The organism is Paenibacillus sp. yr247 (assembly GCF_900103825.1).
Lineage (GTDB): Bacteria > Bacillota > Bacilli > Paenibacillales > NBRC-103111 > Paenibacillus_E.
Map to the genome: position 1 here is coordinate 50213 of NZ_FNIF01000013.1, position 18030 is coordinate 68242.

Annotated in this window: 13 protein-coding genes; 1 reads left to right on the top strand and 12 read right to left on the bottom strand. The window is 48.9% G+C overall.

All coding sequences use genetic code 11. The features are described 5' to 3' along the window. Window positions 1-213: 213 nt before the first annotated feature. The 3 genes from BLT91_RS19640 to BLT91_RS19650 all read right to left on the bottom strand — a co-directional run bounded on the left by BLT91_RS19640 (window position 214) and on the right by BLT91_RS19650 (window position 5768). Window positions 214-1794, bottom strand: coding sequence for a SagB family peptide dehydrogenase (locus BLT91_RS19640; protein ID WP_090824022.1), 1581 nt, complete (start codon window positions 1792-1794; stop codon window positions 214-216). 72 nt (window positions 1795-1866) lie between these two features. Further along, window positions 1867-3810, bottom strand: coding sequence for a TOMM precursor leader peptide-binding protein (locus tag BLT91_RS19645; RefSeq protein WP_090824024.1), 1944 nt, complete (start codon window positions 3808-3810; stop codon window positions 1867-1869). Then, the gene (locus BLT91_RS19650; RefSeq protein WP_090824026.1) at window positions 3807-5768 is read right to left on the bottom strand and encodes a putative thiazole-containing bacteriocin maturation protein; all 1962 of its coding nucleotides are present in this window, start codon (window positions 5766-5768) and stop codon (window positions 3807-3809) included. Before BLT91_RS19650 ends, BLT91_RS19645 begins: the two co-directional genes overlap by 4 nt. Before the next feature lie 192 nt (window positions 5769-5960). On the opposite strand from BLT91_RS19650, the gene BLT91_RS31770 reads away from it, so the two are divergent. After that, entirely contained in the window at window positions 5961-6137 is a 177-nt protein-coding gene (locus BLT91_RS31770) for a hypothetical protein (RefSeq protein WP_175532412.1), read from the top strand. Between the two features lie 902 nt (window positions 6138-7039). On the opposite strand, the gene sigK is transcribed toward BLT91_RS31770, so the two are convergent. The 9 genes from sigK to BLT91_RS19695 all read right to left on the bottom strand — a co-directional run bounded on the left by sigK (window position 7040) and on the right by BLT91_RS19695 (window position 17871). Next, complete coding sequence (gene sigK / locus BLT91_RS19660; protein ID WP_090824134.1) at window positions 7040-7579, bottom strand: RNA polymerase sporulation sigma factor SigK; 540 nt, start codon at window positions 7577-7579, stop codon at window positions 7040-7042. Window positions 7580-7823: 244 nt separating this feature from the next. Further along, entirely contained in the window at window positions 7824-9344 is a 1521-nt protein-coding gene (locus BLT91_RS19665) for an FGGY-family carbohydrate kinase (protein WP_175532413.1), read from the bottom strand. Window positions 9345-9562: 218 nt separating this feature from the next. Then, entirely contained in the window at window positions 9563-9691 is a 129-nt protein-coding gene (locus BLT91_RS33605; protein WP_302847522.1) for a hypothetical protein, read from the bottom strand. A gap of 20 nt (window positions 9692-9711) precedes the next feature. Continuing rightward, entirely contained in the window at window positions 9712-11844 is a 2133-nt protein-coding gene (locus BLT91_RS19670) for a Sip1-related alpha-galactosidase (protein WP_090824031.1), read from the bottom strand. Between the two features lie 11 nt (window positions 11845-11855). Then, window positions 11856-12833, bottom strand: coding sequence for an ROK family protein (locus BLT91_RS19675; protein WP_090824032.1), 978 nt, complete (start codon window positions 12831-12833; stop codon window positions 11856-11858). Continuing rightward, window positions 12830-13462 carry a D-sedoheptulose-7-phosphate isomerase gene (locus tag BLT91_RS19680; RefSeq protein WP_090824034.1) on the bottom strand — a complete coding sequence of 211 codons (633 nt, stop codon included), beginning with the start codon at window positions 13460-13462 and terminating at the stop codon, window positions 12830-12832. The genes BLT91_RS19675 and BLT91_RS19680 overlap by 4 nt, the downstream gene beginning before the upstream one ends. A gap of 15 nt (window positions 13463-13477) precedes the next feature. Further along, complete coding sequence (locus BLT91_RS19685) at window positions 13478-14782, bottom strand: four-carbon acid sugar kinase family protein (protein ID WP_090824037.1); 1305 nt, start codon at window positions 14780-14782, stop codon at window positions 13478-13480. Next, window positions 14779-15438 carry a class II aldolase/adducin family protein gene (locus tag BLT91_RS19690; RefSeq protein ID WP_090824039.1) on the bottom strand — a complete coding sequence of 220 codons (660 nt, stop codon included), beginning with the start codon at window positions 15436-15438 and terminating at the stop codon, window positions 14779-14781. The genes BLT91_RS19685 and BLT91_RS19690 overlap by 4 nt, the downstream gene beginning before the upstream one ends. Continuing rightward, a complete protein-coding gene (locus BLT91_RS19695) occupies window positions 15439-17871 on the bottom strand; it encodes an alpha-mannosidase (RefSeq protein ID WP_090824041.1) in 2433 nt (810 codons plus the stop codon). Window positions 17872-18030: the final 159 nt, after the last annotated feature.

Below are 18030 nucleotides of genomic sequence, written 5' to 3' on the forward strand. Positions count from 1 at the left end.
TCAACGGTAATCATACGTGCCGATTGATTCTGTGTTAAGTCGATGCTTTCTTGAAAAATCGTTTGGCCGCAGGAGCATCTCGATTTACAGCCAACATGAAATCAATTATGTTTTCTTTTGATGATTTCATTTCAAGCATGTAATCATTCTTTAGAGCTTTGCACCACAACCTTGTTCTTTCTAAGATTATCTAGTGCTTCACTCCTGCCTCATCTAACCGTGCAAACCTCCAATTAATCGGGGACAATGACGATATGGTCCAACCGGGATTTGGATCAGGCTGGTTATTCCTTGCGAAGTCATCTTGTAGATCTCATCACACAATCTGGCATCAAATCCGAGAAGCGGATGTCCCCCTATCCCAATGGCGGATGCCGCCAATAGTAAACGCTGCACGAGCATCCCCGCTTCCATCTGTTGGATGCGGTATCCCCTATACCCCAGGGATGTTACGAGATGACCTTTGTCCCCTGCCACATGAAAGCATAGCGGAACTTGGGACAGATTCACATTGTCGGAGGGCATTCCCTGCTGCAGCTTTAGGCGATGATCTCCATGACGTACCCGTCGCAACGTATGGGCAGCGCTATCATAATGGTAAGCGCCGTCCGGAATGCCGTCAACGTTATATAAACAGCCGTACAGCGAGACGCGAGAAACGGGGTTTTCATGGGCTCCATCCAAATCATTCCGATACCTGAAAGAAGCCGTTGCCTCCTGCAGCAGCGAAGCCAACTGCTCTTGGCTTATTTTGCCCATAACAAAATCACCGTCCGGCGAAAACCGCTTTCGGCTTATTGACGCCAGATCATACGTCAACCGTTTCATTTGGGGCAAAGCCACTGCCTCATCCTCGCAGTGAACGATCTTTTCTTTGCCGATTTCCCGTATCGACCGAAGCGATTCCAAAAGGGATGCTTCGTTCATCTTGATTAGCATCGGAGACTCCTTGACCCTCCGGGATCGGACATAGTGATCATGCTGAACCGCCCTCAACTCACTGCATAATTCGGTGGCGGAGCATCCCCGCTCTCCCTCATTCCTACCCGCAAACCATTGGATCGCAGGCTCCGCCGACAGCGGAATCACCGCATACACGCTCTCCTCTCGTTCCGATATCCCAAGGAGATTATTCACGGCCCGATCAAGGAACTGGAAATATACGCCCGACGCGAAGCCGAGCCGTTTCGCCACTTCCAAGAGCTGCCCGATTAACGCACCCGCGTCCAGTCCTTGCAGGCGGTAGGAAAAGTTATTGTATTTAAAGAAGTTTTTCCAAAACAGGGTAGATACAAAAACAGTACAAAAGCAAGCCGACACGTCACAGCGATTGCCAAGAGCTCGAGCTAAATAAGAATCGAAGTTGCCTTTGCGCAGCAACACCAAACGGTGGTGCGCCGCATCATAATGATATACCCCCTCGGGCAAATCCTCCAACTTCAGATACACGTATAATTCATTTGGATATAACGCTCCCCCGGAGGGAACAAACCGCCGGTACGACTGCAGCAGGCCAATGTTTTGTACCATGGAATTCGAAGCAGGGACTGACTGGGACAATTGAGTGAGCCCGAATATATACCAGAGGAAATGACCCAAATGGCGAAGGTCGGGCCTCAACAGCGCTTCACCGCCATCAAGCGTCAGCGGTACTTCCGGAGATAACGGAATCACAGGTAAACCACGATAGAGCTTATATGCAAGCGGTCCGTCTTCCCAATCCACCACCAAGTCCGGCGGTTTGGTCTTGTCAATGTCAAAATGCAGATTGTGCAGAAATGCCTCCAGACTCATGCTTCTCCCTCCCGATATGAACGAGGGTGTGAACCACTCCACGTTTCAACATTTGATACCATCGTTCAAAAACTAAGGAAACGGATGCGGATATGGATTGAGATGTTCTAGCATGAACGGCTTTTTCGCATATCCGAGTTCGACCGGCACCCTCAACACCCGCTCCAACCCTGCCACGCGGGTAAAGCGATGTCCGAATGTCATCGGCAGCATCCCCGGGATCAGCACCTTCACGCAATGCAGTCCATTTCGAATGATTTCCGGCGCAGACAGATCCACCACAATCACATCTAGATTCAATCGGCGGAACGACTGAAGAAGGTCTTTCAGATCTTCCGTTAAATCAGCATGCCTTGCCCCCCGCTTGAATTCCTCTTCAAACGATCGAATCGGGCGATTTTCTTCGAGCAGAAAATGCAGGCGCTCCTGCGCCTGCGGCAAACCGTACAGCAGTGAATGATCTTCCATCTGCTGCACCAGGGAGGAATCGTGAAGCATCCCAACATACGCCTCTCGGTTCGCCTCGAATTTATTATCAAGATTCAATACCATGCCGGCCAACTCGTGAACCGCGCCTTTCACCGCCCGTACTGGATCAGGATGAGCTCCGGCAGCACATATAAGATTTACCCCTGTTTGTTTCCTGTTTTTCGCTATACCCCAAACGCTTGGGATCCCGTGCTCCATCGTTGAGTTGTAGAAATACACATCAAACCCCGCCACAGCCCGCAAACGATCGATCATCAGCCGTAATTCCCGGTCATTAGCGGAATAAGGGTCAAGGCGCGGGAGAGGCAGTTTCGCATACCATGCCATCAGAAACGAATCTCGCTCAACTACTTCCAATATGCCGTAAAAAATAGCCTCCTCCAAACTTCCTCCTAACGCGCATCCGTTGGAAGACTCCGAAACGAAACTATACCCGCAGCCCATGCTGTAATAAGCGAGCTGCTCCGGAACCAGAATCGGACGCTCTTGTAAAAACGAATAGCCCCATACCCAATCGATAGGGTGGTCAGGATCAAATTTTGTGAACGGAAACCCCGGCTGAGCATACTGTTCCTTCGTATGCCCCCCTACCTTGACGGGGTTGAGCGCTTGATCTTCCAGATTGCGGAAGCTGCCATGGACAACCGTCCTTTTGCCTCGGGGCGCCAGACCGCAATAACGTTCCAATCCTTCCAAAATGGCGGTCAATTCGCTCACCGCATAGGAATGAGTCCTACCTGCCGTTCCTACGTCTTCAGCGATCAACGGCAGATTCACGCTCACATCGGCAAATGGCGATGCAATGTCAACCATTTTCCCATTCAAAAAGCCGGTCCGGTAATCCAGATAGTCTTTGGTCAGGACTTTATTCAGTTCATCCATCGGGCGGGAGCGATAACTGTCTAAGCTTATCTTCGGACTTGGTTGCAACGAAATGCGGGCTGCTGCCGATGAATCGTCAGGCAATCGACTGCAAACCGTGCACAGCGGGTCAGGGAGAAAGAAGTGAAGTGTGCTCTCCATCGTTTTCAGGTTGATCAAAAACAATTTCTCTGCCAATTGAACCGGTTTGTCCTGCAACATCCTCTGAGCTTCCGCCACCAGCAGGTGAGCTACATGTAAAAGTCCCGTACGCGAAGCCCAAGCATCTCGCGGTACTCCCCCATTCGCATCCAGCCTCCGTTGCAGCGCCCGCATCTCCCTTCTATCGCGCCCAGCCATGAGGCGTCGCATGTCCGCACATTGGGAGCACCCCCGTGTCCCCGGACGAACCAGAGGCCCGATCACGCCCTCGCCAAAAGAAACGAAGCCTCGCAGCCAAGGGATGCCGGCCCGCTGCAGCAACTCTTCAGCCTTTTGATGAACGTAAGGATGCCACCCATCGTGCAGAACCAGAGCCAAATCCACCGCTTCCGGCACTCCTGCCTCGAAATCGATCTGACGCACGATCTCGAATTGGGCCGACAGTTCTTCGTACACGCAGTCAGCCAACAACCCATCTCCCACAATCATAACGATGGCGCTCACTGGGGACCCTCCTCTCGCAGCAATACGCCGAATACTCCTGCCATTTCTTCTTTCAAAAATGGTGCTACTGCCAAATCGAAGACCACGAGCCGCTTCCGGTTCTGTTCCAAGACCTGCAAGGCGGACAGCAGAACCTCCGAATTTACCGTCAATTCGTACGATGGGATCCCAAGGCTTAGAGGCAACTGTTCCGCCAGACATACGGACGGAATCTCCAAGTCTTGCGATGAGAGGCTAGTCGGTTGGTTTTGTGCCTCCGACAGAGCCTGTTGCAAAGCATCCCGCAACGCAAGAGTTACATTCAAGCCTACACCGCCATACCATCGATCACTCGTACCGACCCACACAACAGGGAAACCGGACACTGCCTCTCCCAAGCCAATCATCGGCGCTCCCTTCATCGTCGTCAAAGCCTGCAAATAAAACTCGCAATATTTATCTTCAATCGCAGACAATTGTACTCGAGAGACAGAAGACAACTGACACGTCAGTTCCTTGCCCAGCACCTTGGCCAAACACCTTTGCAACCCTCGTCCAATGCCTTCCGCAACCGTTTCTCCCGCTCCAACGCCGATAAATTCCTGAGGTTCTATCCTGCTGCCCTCTGCTTCCTGATAGGTGGATAACGTCGAAACGAGCAGGCCTGCCATTCGCGAAACATACGCTTCAATTCCGGCCAGCCCTGCTTCCCGCCGAGCTTCCTCGTGCGTCAGATTGGTACAAACAATGTCCGACAGCAGCCTAGCCGGCCCTTCCGATAGCGGATCGATTGCCTGAACGCGACATTGAGATAGCGGCAGCTGCCTTAAGTCCCCTTCCTCCCAAATATGAAAAATTCCTGATTCCGCCGATGTCAACCGGCTGAAGTAAGGAAGCAAACCGCTCTCACTTTTGCTTGATCTCCGTTCGAGCTGCAGTTCGTAATCGTGAATCCATTCAGCTGCAGCACGTCCGGTCACAAGAGGATGGGGCTCGAACTGTTGCCATTTTCCTTCCAAAGTCTCCAGATTAAGCAGGAAGAATGAATTACTTTGTTCTAAATCGATCGCTTTCGTAATCTTTTTTAATAATTCAAACACGATCACATTCGCTAACAGCGCTCCCGCTGTGGAAGAAAAGGTGTGCAGCTGGGGATCTTTGCAAATCGCGGATTCGTGTATGCTGCGCCACGCTGACTCCCAGCAGCCCTCAGAGTCCAGATGCACAAGAGGGCCCGCCATACCCGCCTGCTCCAGACAAACTGCAGGAAGAAACACTTTCCTCTCCTCCCTGCAAACCGAATGAAGAATCCGCAGTTCCTCGATATTACCGTGCTGTGACACAAACAAAATCGAATCAAACGGCCTCACAACTTCCCGCCAACCACTAACCCCCTCCTTCTGCAGGGTAACCTCCTCTATGGCTACCTCGGGGTCGGTTTTATGAGCATGTGCCTCCAGTTCTAGCATCCGTTGCCGATCGGTTGGCTCTGAGCCCGACACCAAAACGTGAAATTTGGGCAGTCCGGATTCAAGCAGAGCGGAAATAACTGAGATTAAAAATGGGCCAGATCCTACCGCCAATACCTTGGACTGACGATAGGACTGAAACCGATACGCACCGGAGTTACCGAAATGGTCCAAAAATTCAATTTGAGATGCATACTTTTTAAGAACCTCTTCAGACAATTGATATGGAGTGTCTTGGCTCACATCTCGTACAAACCCATTACGATATAACATTTCTGCAATTCCATAAACCTGGTTCCGGTGTTGGTCCGGCAATCCGTCAGTCAATTCCTCCAAACTAAGCTCCCCGTTGAATATCGGTATCAATTTTTCAATCCACTGATCGATCCAGTCTCCTTCCATGCGGAACGAGCTTACATTGTTTCGAAAATACACACTACCGTTTGGATCAGGGAGAAAAAACGAATCCCTTTTCATCTTCGGCCGCATCGAAGGGTTCAAATTTGACATTCTATTCCTCCTCCGTAAGCTGTTCTCAATCTGTTCCAACTCATCATAAGTAATCTTATGTTCGGCTAATTGTCCCTCATGTCTTATTCTTTATGAGAAGCCCCTGCAGCCAATGTAGTGAAGCGTATACTTTTAAATAGACATGAAAAAAAACCCCTCGGTTGGCTGGTTGGCTGGAGGGGCTTTTCTCTTATGTCCTCAACGGTGGCAGTTATGACAGTTTTGGCAGTTATGACAGTTATGACAGTTGTGGCATCGGTGACAATTAAAGCAATTGGAGCAATTGAAGCAATTGGAGCAATTGGAGCAATTGAAGCAATTGGAGCAATTGAAGCAGTTAAAGCAATTAAAGCAAAAAAAGAAGCATAATCGAGCATCTTGCTGGCTTTCAGCGTTCCAAGGTGTCACCTCGCTCGCCTTGAAATCGGAAACATTCAGTTGCTGTAGATCATTTTTGAAATCATTCATTTGCTCAAACCTCCGTTTAATAAATAGTTGTACCGGTAGCATAGTCTGGCACTGGTAAGAAGAAAAGAACCAAGATAATCAGGAAACAACTTCCCCTATGAATTCCGCTATTTATACGACTACCCCATGACAACATATGAATTTAGTTCCGCTCTTGTTACTGATCTAAATGCCTATATTCCGCTCTTTATTACCTAAATTTTGGAAATTTATTAAAAGTATGCTGATTTCCTATCAAAATTGGAAAAAGTGTGTGCCGGGTGGGCTCGTCCAGTCGCAATCTTGGATGAATGAGACGGAATAAGTGCTACAGCGGGATATGCTTCTGAGAGTGTTTCAGCGGTGTGTTGGTTCTCTCTTCATTCGTACCGCATGTTCACTCGAGCAACAACACATGGACATCCAATGTAATGTAATCCTGTGTCATTTTACAATGAAGGCTATATTCGGGATAGATCTCAATCGCTATCCTGCCATCCATCGGGAAATATTGCATTGGTGCCAGGAAAGCACCAAGGAGAAGACCATTTCCGATCAAATCTTATCCGACAAAAGAGAATCCATTGGATGGCACTATTATCCCCGAACGATCACTTCGTTTCTATGGACGGTATGAATTTGAACCACCCTCATAAGAACGTCAGTTCTTATTACACTTTAGATATAAAACCCTAGTAAATAATTAGGAAAATAATCAGAGTCATGTCCAAATTTTCCAAAATAAATATCTGCGTCAGGCTTTTGCCTGACGCAGATATTTACTAACCTGTCTAAAAATAAGTTTAACTTAAACTACACCAACCTTACCGCTTCGCCTTATAAAACTCATGATATAGCTTCATAAGAGCCCTTTTCTCTATCCGCGACACATACGAACGGGAAATCCCTAGTTCCTTCGCAATCTCCCGCTGCGTCCGCTCTTCGCCACCCAGTTCCAATCCAAACCGCCCCACGACAACCTCTTTCTCACGCTCATCCAATATCTCTAAATTCCGATATATCTTCGACTTCTCTATCTTTAGCTGAACCTTATCCACCACATCATCGGCTTCCGTTCCGAGGATATCGATCAACGTAATCTCGTTCCCCTCTTTGTCCGTTCCGATGGGATCGTGCAGCGACACGTCTTTCCGCGTTTTCTTCAATGAACGCAGATGCATAAGTATCTCGTTCTCGATACAGCGTGCTGCAAACGTTGCCAGCTTCGTCCCTTTGTTCGGCGAGAACGACTCGATCGCTTTGATCAATCCGATCGTCCCGATTGAGATCAGATCCTCCAGATCTTCTCCTGTGTTGTCGAATTTTTTGAGGTTGTGTACACGAAGCAACGTAAAGTTATTCATTTGTTTATACGGAAAAAATCCAACTAATTTCATCATTTGAGCATTCTCGAAATATAACTGGATTTTATCCTGTTAAGTTTTATTAGCTGGAGGAATTCCAGTTAATTAGCCTCGCCCTCTACATCTGAGTTAAAATTAGCAGGAGGTTTTCCACCTAAGTAACAAACGAGTAAATATGCTAAAGAGTAGAGTACCTCCATTCCCACGATCATCGTGAGAATGAAGGTTCTTGATTATTACTCGGTTAGAGTTCGTTTTGAATCTGCTGGCTAAGCCACATATCATAATCAAGCAGCATCGGCCGAAGATGCGAGAAGCCATTTTCAAAGATGGACCGATACAACTTGTGCCGGTCAGGATTGTGCGTGTACACCTGCGATCGACCGACTGGGATAACACACATCGCTTCTTCGAAAGACCGATAAACGCCAGAGCCGACACCCGCTGTCAATGCAGCCCCAAGCAGCGTTGCTTCCGGCAGGTCGGGATGGTGCAGCTCGATGCCGGACACGTCTGCTTTGATTTGCAGCCAGTGTTTATTTTTGGCACCTCCACCGACAACTACCAGCTTGTTGATGGGCTCTCTGCCAACTTTTTCGGCTTCCAGCCGCAGCCATTCCATTTGGTAGGCGTTTCCTTCCAGAATAGCTTTGAACATGTCGCCTCGATGATGGCGCGCCGAAAGCCCGATCCACGCTGCTTTAGCCAAAGCATTTGTAGAAGGAGCTCCACAACCGGACAAATACGGGTAGTACAAAATACCGGTCGGACTCGGATCAACCTGGTCGAGCAAACTGAGGATATCGGCATACGACAGATCCCCCGTATCTATCAAACCCCTCAGCCACTCGACCGAGCCACCTGAAGCAGAGTGACCACCCATCCAAAACATTTGGTCAGGCAGCGGATGCCGTCCAAATGCAAGCCCTGACTGATAGTCGTCCATGCCGAGCACGCGTGCTCCGAAGTTTCCAACCAAAGTTTCGGCTGTACCCATCGAATTATACACATTCCCGCGTTCCGGCTGACCGATTGTCAAGGATGCGCACACATGATCATGGCCAGCAAGACAGACGCTTATTCCAGATCCTAAACCAAGTCCCCGGCCGATATCGGGCAGCATGGTACCTACTGAAGTACCCATTGTCACCACGGTTGGGAAATGGCTTTCCTCTAGACCAAAATGCCGAATCAATGGCAGATTCCACCCCCGTTGATCCACGCGGTATACGAAAGTTCGGGCAGCAAGAGTTTCTTCTTCCGCGAACTTCCCCGTCAGTAAAAAAGCAACGAAGGAGGAGACTGACAGCCAGACGCTCCCTTTCAGCGCCGCAGGCTGCGAATCCTGAATCCAAAGCAATTTCGACAACCCTTGTTTAAAGGAGGGGTGAAGTCCGCTTTGACAAAACTGCTCGAACGGGTCTATCTCCTGTTTGATCCGCCTCTCTAACGGGACTGCACACGTCTCAAACCAAGGAATGATCATCGTCTTGGCAACCCCCGTTAAACGATCTACAAGCAGTCCACTTTCGGCCATACTGGTAATGCCTACGGCATGAATCGATCCGACACCCGCCGTGGCCGTAACCACTTCGTTGATCAGAGAGCTAATCGTATTCCAGAGATCCTGCGGATCATAATACACATAGCCTAGCGAATGCTCGTGCTTCCTGTTAGGCCGAATTGCTGTAGCCAGCAGTTTCCCATTCTCATTCGCAACCCCAGCTTTTATATTCGTTGTGCCGATATCTAGCGCTAAAAACAATAATGTCACCTCATCCTGAGAAAGTTCCCGCGGTCACGATGCGATGATAAGAGCCACGTCCAAGCGTCCCTTCCCTCATCATCCACGGGGCATCAAAAAAGAGCCGCTGTTCCTCCAAATAAGTTCAGGGTATTTTGTGATATCACGTGAAGAAAGATTTAGCCACGGACGAAGAGGGGCGGTTAATTCCCGCCCCAAATATGTCCGTGGCTCGATGATCATGATTTGGAGTCGGCTTTAGCCAGTTCCACCGCGCAGGCGATTCCGGCAAAAAAACCTCCAATGATGACGACATCTCTTTCCTCCAGTACCGGGATGTCCGCTTCCCAATGAATCGTCTCTTCCATGTCATCTCACCTCAATTGCGTTATTCCGCTACTGAAAGAACAACCAGCAACTTATCTTCCAGAAGTGGAACCTCTACTTCAAATAACTGTTCAGAGACAGATACAACAGGAAGCGGCTTGCCGTTTAACTTCACAGTAACTGAGCTACGCTCTGACACGAACCGGAACGTCCCGCCTTCCTTTAGTTGAAGGGAGACATGTGTTCCATCTGAATTCAATTCGCTAACAGCATCCGTAGCAATATATTTGTCAGTTAAACCAATTGGCGTTACAGGACCGGCAATCGGAATGATCAAGTAAAGCGCACATTGTGCCGGCTGCAGTTCGAAGGCAATTTGTTCGTTAGAGCCCAAGATCTTCATCTCACCGGAGAAATGTTCGTAGAGCACAAACTGATCGCCTTTTAATCCTGGAACGTCAGACGGACCAATCGTTCCTTTAACTGCATCCGTATATTTTCCGATGTGGAACGCGGCAACGACACCTGATGTACTAGCTGTATTCCATAACTTGAGCGGCACTGTTTCATTGGTAGGATCTAGGAATAAGATATCTGCCGTAGGGTTTGGCGTTTGCTCACAGCGAATAATCCGACCGTTGCCATAAATGAGCGGCCATATTTTCGAAGTATCAGTGTTGCCTGGGGCATCACTGAAATAAATAGGTCCGCCGCTGACCGACCGAAGCACAGCATTTTGAATATCATCGTGATTCTTGGTCCAGTACATATCCCAGTCACCATAATAAAACGCGCCGTGATAGTACGAATTGTACGCATTTTGCAGAGCGTGTTCTGCGAATCCAAATTGATCTTGTGGTACGAAATCATCGCTGTTGCGGGATACAGAGGATTTAGGGCGGTGCCACATATTTTCTGCTGCCATCCCCATACAGTTAATGATTGTATTATTATAATGCAGTGAAGCAGAAGCTTCCAGCGCCTGATGAGCCGCAGCAGCAGCTTCACCGATTGCCCACTCATGCTTCGTGAAATTCAAGACGGCGCTTTGGCTGTCGACTTTTACAAAATCAACTCCCTGACGCTCCAGGAAAGAATGCCAAGCATGCCAGAAACCAAAGCCACGGCCCGCATCCGGGTATGGAATTAAGCTTCCTTTGGCATTGCTGTACAAGTAGTCACTGTACTGTTTCGCGAGTGGAGAATCCGGATGTATGCCGCCCCAATAGCCTGCAATCGTATGCCACACACCAACCCAGCGAATGCCATGCTGATCTTTGAGCTGACGAACCGTCTCTGCGAGTCCTTGTGGGAACTTCTCTTGATCCGCTTCAAAAGATGAAAGCTTTTTGTCAATGGTTTGTGACCAACCATCGTCAATCATCACCCATTGAACAGGTAGACCTGCAGTCTTCAGCTCTTCAGCTTTTACCAACAAGCCTTCTTCATTGACTTGATGATAGAAAGCATCCCAGCTGCACCAGCCGAGGGATTCGAGGATTTCAGGATAAGGCTTCTGTGCGCGAGGCAGCGTCGGGTAATCAAGAACTTGCAGCGCAGCTTGCACTTGTTTATCTATAAGTTTGTAAGGATCCGTTCCAGAGCCTAGCACAAATGAAAAGGCTTCACACCCAGTTCTTCCGCCTTGATGAGAGGAAACACGGATTTGCAAGCCGGAGGCTCCGCCGCATACAGCCGTACGGAACACAGGACCGCATACCGGAAGCAAATGATAGTACACTTCTTCCTTACGCCACAACAAGGATTGAGTACGTTCGGGTAAAGTCGACCATTCCTTGTTAAAATGAGGACGCGTCCACCAGTCTTTATGCTGATAGTTGGCCATCAAGCCGTCCGTTTGCGCCATCTCCCCAGCGTTAATGATTATGCCGTTCTGCCCAGCAAAGCAAAGCTGCTTGCCGAAATCGTTGGCATTGTTAAATTGCCCCTTTACTGACGCCAACACAAACGTGTCATAAGCGCGAAAACAGAGCTGTACGAGAGCCGTATCTTTCTCATTACAATAGGTTTGATTCGTCTCCGTGTATGCTCCGAGTTCATCCGTTCCGACAGATTCTTCGCTAGCGCTGTACATTAACGGAATAACCGGACCGGAGTCTGGCGAAACCGAAACGCCGATCCGACCTAGAACAGCCTGCAAGCTATTTGATCTTATATCATTTCCTTGTAACATAGAGACCTCCTTTATTTCCGTTGTTTTTCATATTCATGAAGCGCGACCGATAGACTGGCAGCATCTCCGACATTGTCTTTTAGGCCTGAAGGAACAATTTGGCAAACACCGAGCGAAATCGGCAATGCTTCGCGCTGCAGCTCCTCCATCACAAGAGGGGCAAGCATCGATTCCTGCCGTTCATAAATACTGCCAATAACGATGGTATCCGGATTGAGGATATCGATAAGAATCGCCAGTCCTCTGCCTAGCTGCTTACTAACGGTATGAATGACCATCATCGCCAGCTCATCACCGGCATGGGCTGCTTCAAACACATCTTTCGCGGAAAGCTCATGGATTTGCTTATCGATAGAAAGCAGTGTCGATTTCTCCACATCTTTACCGTCTTCCACCATCTTTTGAGCCAACCTAACGATCCCGCCACCGCTGCAAAATCCTTCGAATGAACCATATTTCCCGTAACCTAGAGGTCCATCCTCCGCTAAACGGATATGTCCGACTTCACCTGCCATATCGTTAGCACCTGCATGTAAACGGCCGTTTAGAATGAGTCCTGCACCCATGCCGGTTCCAAACGTCAAGAACACCATGTTCTCCGAGCCGCGGCCGGCGCCCCACTTCCATTCCGCTAGCCCGCAGGCGTTAGCGTCATTTTGCAAACCGACAGGAACTCTGAAACGGTTTCGAAATGGCGTACAAACATCGATTCGATCCCATCCCGGTAAATTAGGAGGCGATAGAACAAGGCCTTCCTTACTGCTTAAAGGCCCGCCGCAGCTAATTCCGATCGCTTGTAATGTCCCTGCGTTGTTGCGGTGCACCAATTGTTCCAGCGCATCACCAAGCTGCACCAACGCCTCCTCAGGCGTCGACGGAGTTGGGAAACTGATTTTATCCAAGATGCTTACCGTCTCGCCCGTACTAGCCCCCAGTACAGCTGCACATTTGGTGCCGCCGATATCTATTCCACCCAGCAGGAAACTCATGCAAAGAATGCCTCCTCTAGCATCATACATAGCACATGGTAGATCGGAAGATGGCGTTCCTGAATGTCCGGAGTTGAACGGTACGGTACGCGGATGATGATGTCACAAAGCTCTTTCAATCGGCCTCCGCCTTCACCGGTGAGCCCAATCGTAGTGACCCCCAACGATTGGGCTACCTGCGCCGCATGCACGATATTGGCTGAGTTCCCCGATGTGCTGAATACAACGAGCGTATCCTCCGGTCTGCCATAGCCGTATACCTGCTGCGCAAACACCATGTCGGCCGCCACATCGTTATTGTAAGCCGTTGCAAACGCCGTATGGCTGACAAGCGAAATTGCCGGAAGCGCACCCTGCAAATGATCCGCCAAGTACATCCCCTGCTCTTCGCCGTGAATCATCAATTTCTCCCTCTGCTCCAGAGGTAGTTTACGCGGGGACATAAAGCCTTTCATCAATTCGCCCACGACATGCTCACAATCTGCTGCACTTCCTCCGTTACCGGCAAGCAGCATTTTGCCTCCCTTTTCAAACGACTGCTTCATGGCCTCAAATGCTTCTTGGATCGAAGCGCGGCAAGGCTCCAAATCAGGATATTTCACAAGTAGCTGCACTAACGTTTTACTCATACACCATTCTCCTCTCTACAAACATGGTTCGGTTTGTTTCAAATGCGCAATCGCTTCTATGAAAAAAGGTTCGCTGCCGAAGCTGCCTGATTTCAGTACCAAAAACCGCTGTGGCGTTTGGAGTGTTAAGCAGGACGGCAGGCCTGGCTCTATTTCTTGCCAGATACTTAGTCCGCCAATGCCAAGCTTATCACACACAGCCGCCGACGTTTCCCCTCCTGCGATAAGCAGGCGTTGCTGTCCTGTCTCATCGACAACAGACTGCACCACATCAGACAATGCATTCGAAACAAGGACCGATACCGCAGTATTATCGAGTCCACGCTCAGCGCCCATCACTTTCGTCTCTGCCACCTTTTGAGGATTATTAGAGGCGTGAATAAGTACGTCTTGACCTTCCTCGAGAAGTCGCGACACGTCTTCGACGATTTTATCGCAATGCGCTTGTTTCTCCAAAGGATCAAACAATAACAAAGAATCTAGCTCCAACGCTTGCAAACCATGCTTTTTCGCATAGGTGATCTGAGCAGCGCTTTGCGGCATTAAGCTCCCTGCGGCGCATAACACAGCCGATCTACCAAGCTCAGGAAGATGATTAGCACCATCCGTTTGAAGAGCATCCGGCTTTTCAAACAAAGCTAATTCCTCCGCCAAAGCCGAGCTGCCGCAAAGGATTGGCTCATCTTGAACGGCTTGAGCAATTGTTTTCAGTGATTGCTGATCGCGCACATCCACGATTACATAGTGAAAGCCTGAACGCTTCATCTCAGCAATTTGCGCCTTCAATCCATCAGCGCCTAGTTCGACGGTATCAATAGTTATGAGTCCTACACGGCGTTTCGTTTGAGATTGTAATATATCAAGCAAACTGGACTTACGCATCGGATGCACAGGGTCGTTACGAAACTCGGATTCTTCCAGTTTCTTTCCATGTACGTAATGGATGCCTTGGAGCGTAGTACGTCCATTTTTCGGAAAACCTAGCACCACAATGCCAAAAGATGCCTCTAAGGCATCTAGCATGGCATCGAATTCTGCTCCGATATTGCCACGGAAAACGGAGCACGTTTTATTAATATAACGTGCACACCCAGCTTCCTGCAGCTTCTTCGTCATCTGAAATACTTTATCGTAAGCTTCATCCGGGGTATCCAATCGGGAGTGCGTATCGAGGACGAGCACTTTAGGCTCGTTTCCCTTGCTATTCGCTCGTCCCTTCCAAGCTTCCATCGGGTAGACATGTGTGGTCATGTTTGCCTTGGCATACATAATGCCGATGTCGTTAGCGCCTGTAATATCGTCTGCGATAATACCGATCACTCGGAGAACCTCCTTCTTGGCCTGTAGCCCGACTCGTTCAAGAAGCTTTGAACCACGGCCTCTGGCAGCGTACGCAGGGAAATGCCTGAGCTCTTCGCCATCACATACATTTTGCAAGCCATTTCAAGCGTGTGCATCGCCATCCGGGCTTCCTTCACGTTCTTGTCGTAAACGAGCACGCCGTGATTTTCGAGGAACAGCACGTTGGCTTTGCAAGCTTTCTCGCGTACTGCTTCACCAAGCTCGTGAGACCCTGGATGAAAATAAGGCACTCGCTCAATGCGCTCCAAGTAGTACATCGTTTCAACAAACCATTCGGATGGCAGATTTTCTGCCGAACAGGCCAGCATTGTGCTGAAAAAGGGGGAAGCATGAAGCACTGCGCCTACATCAGTGCGAGATTCATAGATCGCTTGGTGCATGGGCACTTCCTTCGATGGCTTCTTCCCTTCTACAGATGCCCAGACACCCTGCGATAATGAGCACTCAACGAAGTCGTCTTCACCCAGTTCCCCTAGATCAGTTCCGCTTGCGGTAATCAGATAATGGTCATCTTTGGTTCGCGCACTGATGTTGCCGGCGTTTCCCCAAGCCAAGCCGTTATTCAACATGTATCGCCCGGCTTCCTGCAGCTGCTGCCAAACCGATGCTTCCATTTACTCCACGTCCCATTCCAGCATATTGGTTTCTTTGATCGGTAATTCTGGATTTTGCGGCACGCGGAACGTTTTAATCTCGCATGGTTTAAAATCCGCCATAATTACGCGGTTCCATCGCGGCAGTTCAATCATTGCTGACGTTGCTGATTTGTTCGTCTCATACACACGTAAGATGAGATCCTTGTTATCTTCAGCTTTCTTAATCGCGCTCACAATGATATTGTCGCGGTTTACATTCACGAATGAATCGGTTTGTGAAAGCTCCCCTTCGTGGAACGATTCAATCACCGCAATCGGCTTGCAGTTCAGTTCCGCTGCACGTTTCACCGTACCCGCCTGCTCCCAAGTACCTTCGTGCGGCAGCAAAGCGTACGAGAAGCGTTGAATACCTTGATCAATAAAGGAATACTCACCGTTAGGATCTGGCTCATATGGCACATGGTGCGCGTAGATTGGACTTCTGAGTACCGTCAACGCCATGTCGTGGTTGTGAATGCTATAGCTGTATTTGGCATCATTCATCAGGCTCAGACCGTACATGATATTCCCTTTTCGTGTCACGCCCGAATAGTCAATCCATGTTAAACCCGGCTCTTCTTCGCCGTTATGTTCCCGTTCAATCGTGCCGTATGGAATTTCATACGTTTGCTTGCTGAAGATCACATTCACAGGGAAAACCAACTTCAGCATTTTGAAGGACTCACGCCAATCCACCATCACCTGTACATCGATTTGATCGCGATCCTGATACATAGCGAAATCTTGAACGAGCTTGGAGCTGCCATACTCGCTGACAACACGGATGACGGATTTCACCGGGCCGTGCTCGACGCGGAACACTTTTTTCGCTTTAAACGTGCCGGCTAATTGGTTAAAATGCAGCACATCATGGCTCCATGTATCCGATTTATCATCAAGTACAATCGGTTTCGCACCTTCTCCTTTTAAAACTTCGTGATCGACAACTTTATCGTATAAGCTTTTGATATAGCCTGTTTCTTTATCGAATTCCAACCGGAATCGCTTATTTTCCATGACCAGATCACTGGCTTGAATGGGTTCGTCAACCGGTTTATGCGAAATAGATTCCGCTACCAGTTTGTACACGCGATATCCCATGGAAGGCAGATCGGCCATGAAACTTAGACGGAATCGGCCATTGGCAGACGCTTGGGATTGTACCGTTTGGAACGGTACCGGATTCCCTTTGTCATCCAGCAAAACGGTTGTTGGCTTGATTCCGCCAACTTCCAACTCTACATTCACTCGGCTTTCCCATGCATGCGGGTTAAAGACAACAATTGGCTTCATCGTAACGTCTTGCTCAATGTTGATGTTCCAAGATAAAGACTGAACAGCATAATTGAGCGAACGGTCAGCAATAGCCATTGCTTCCCCGTACAAATACATCGCATCTTCATAGGCAGGCTCCAGGCTGGTTCCCGCCAAGATGTCATGGAATTGATTAAAGAGCACATTTTTCCATGCTTGGTTGAACTCTTTCGGATAAGGTTGACCTGTAATCCATGAAGCCAGCGCCGAGTATTTCTCTGCGGCCATGAGGCGATTCTCCGCTTTGCGATTCCAGTGCTTGATCCCGGAGTGAGCTGCGTAGCAGCCACTCGCATGGTGCTGCAAATCATCATGAACTACCGGAAGCTGTAAGTTCTTACTCTCCATCTCTTTGAAGTACGCATCGGGCGTCGCAAATTCGAGCTTAGGCAGCGATGGATCCGCATTCATGCGGCGAATGCTTTCAATATTTTCCTTCGTTGGACCGCCGCCATGATTACCTACGCCATAGAAGAGCATCAATTCATTGAGCGGCTCTTTGAACTCGCCCAGACAGCGGCGAACATGGTTTTCCAAATCTTTGCCCCAAGACAAATATTCATACATGATGCGGAAGGTCATGACTTGTGAGCCATCATCCGATTCCCACATGAACAGACGGCTTGGCAGCCCTTTCTCATTTGGCATCGGCCGCATCATCACGTAATAGTCCATCCCGCTTTTCTTCAGGATTTGCGGAAGCATACCGTTGTGCCCAAAGCTATCAACGTTATAGCCTACTTTAGCCGTTACGCCGAATTTCTCTTTGAAATAATGTTGGCCATATAGCCCTTGACGGACAAAGGATTCTCCGTTTGGAATGTTGCAATCCGGTTGAATCCACCAGCCGCCCACAATGTTCCAGCGCCCTTCCTGCACGCGTTTTTTAATTTCCGCGAACATGGCAGGCTCGTTATTTTCAATCCACTCATACATCGCAGCTGAGCTGGAAGTGAAAATAAAGTCTTCAGACTCCTTTATTCGGTCTAATGCGGAACGGAAAGTTGCTTTCGCTTCCTGGAATCCTTCCTGCCATTGCCATAACCAAACGGGATCCAGATGGGCATTTCCTATCATATAAAGCTTATTTTCTTTCATCGCGAGAATCCTCCTTCTTTATTTGTTAAAGACGTCCACTTTTCCTGCGCTGCTCAAAAATTCATTCATTTCTTCCATAACTGTTTGCGTAACGGCATTTAAAGTGATAACCGGTGAACGCGTGGATGTTTTCGTCATTGTTGATATCTTCTTTTAACT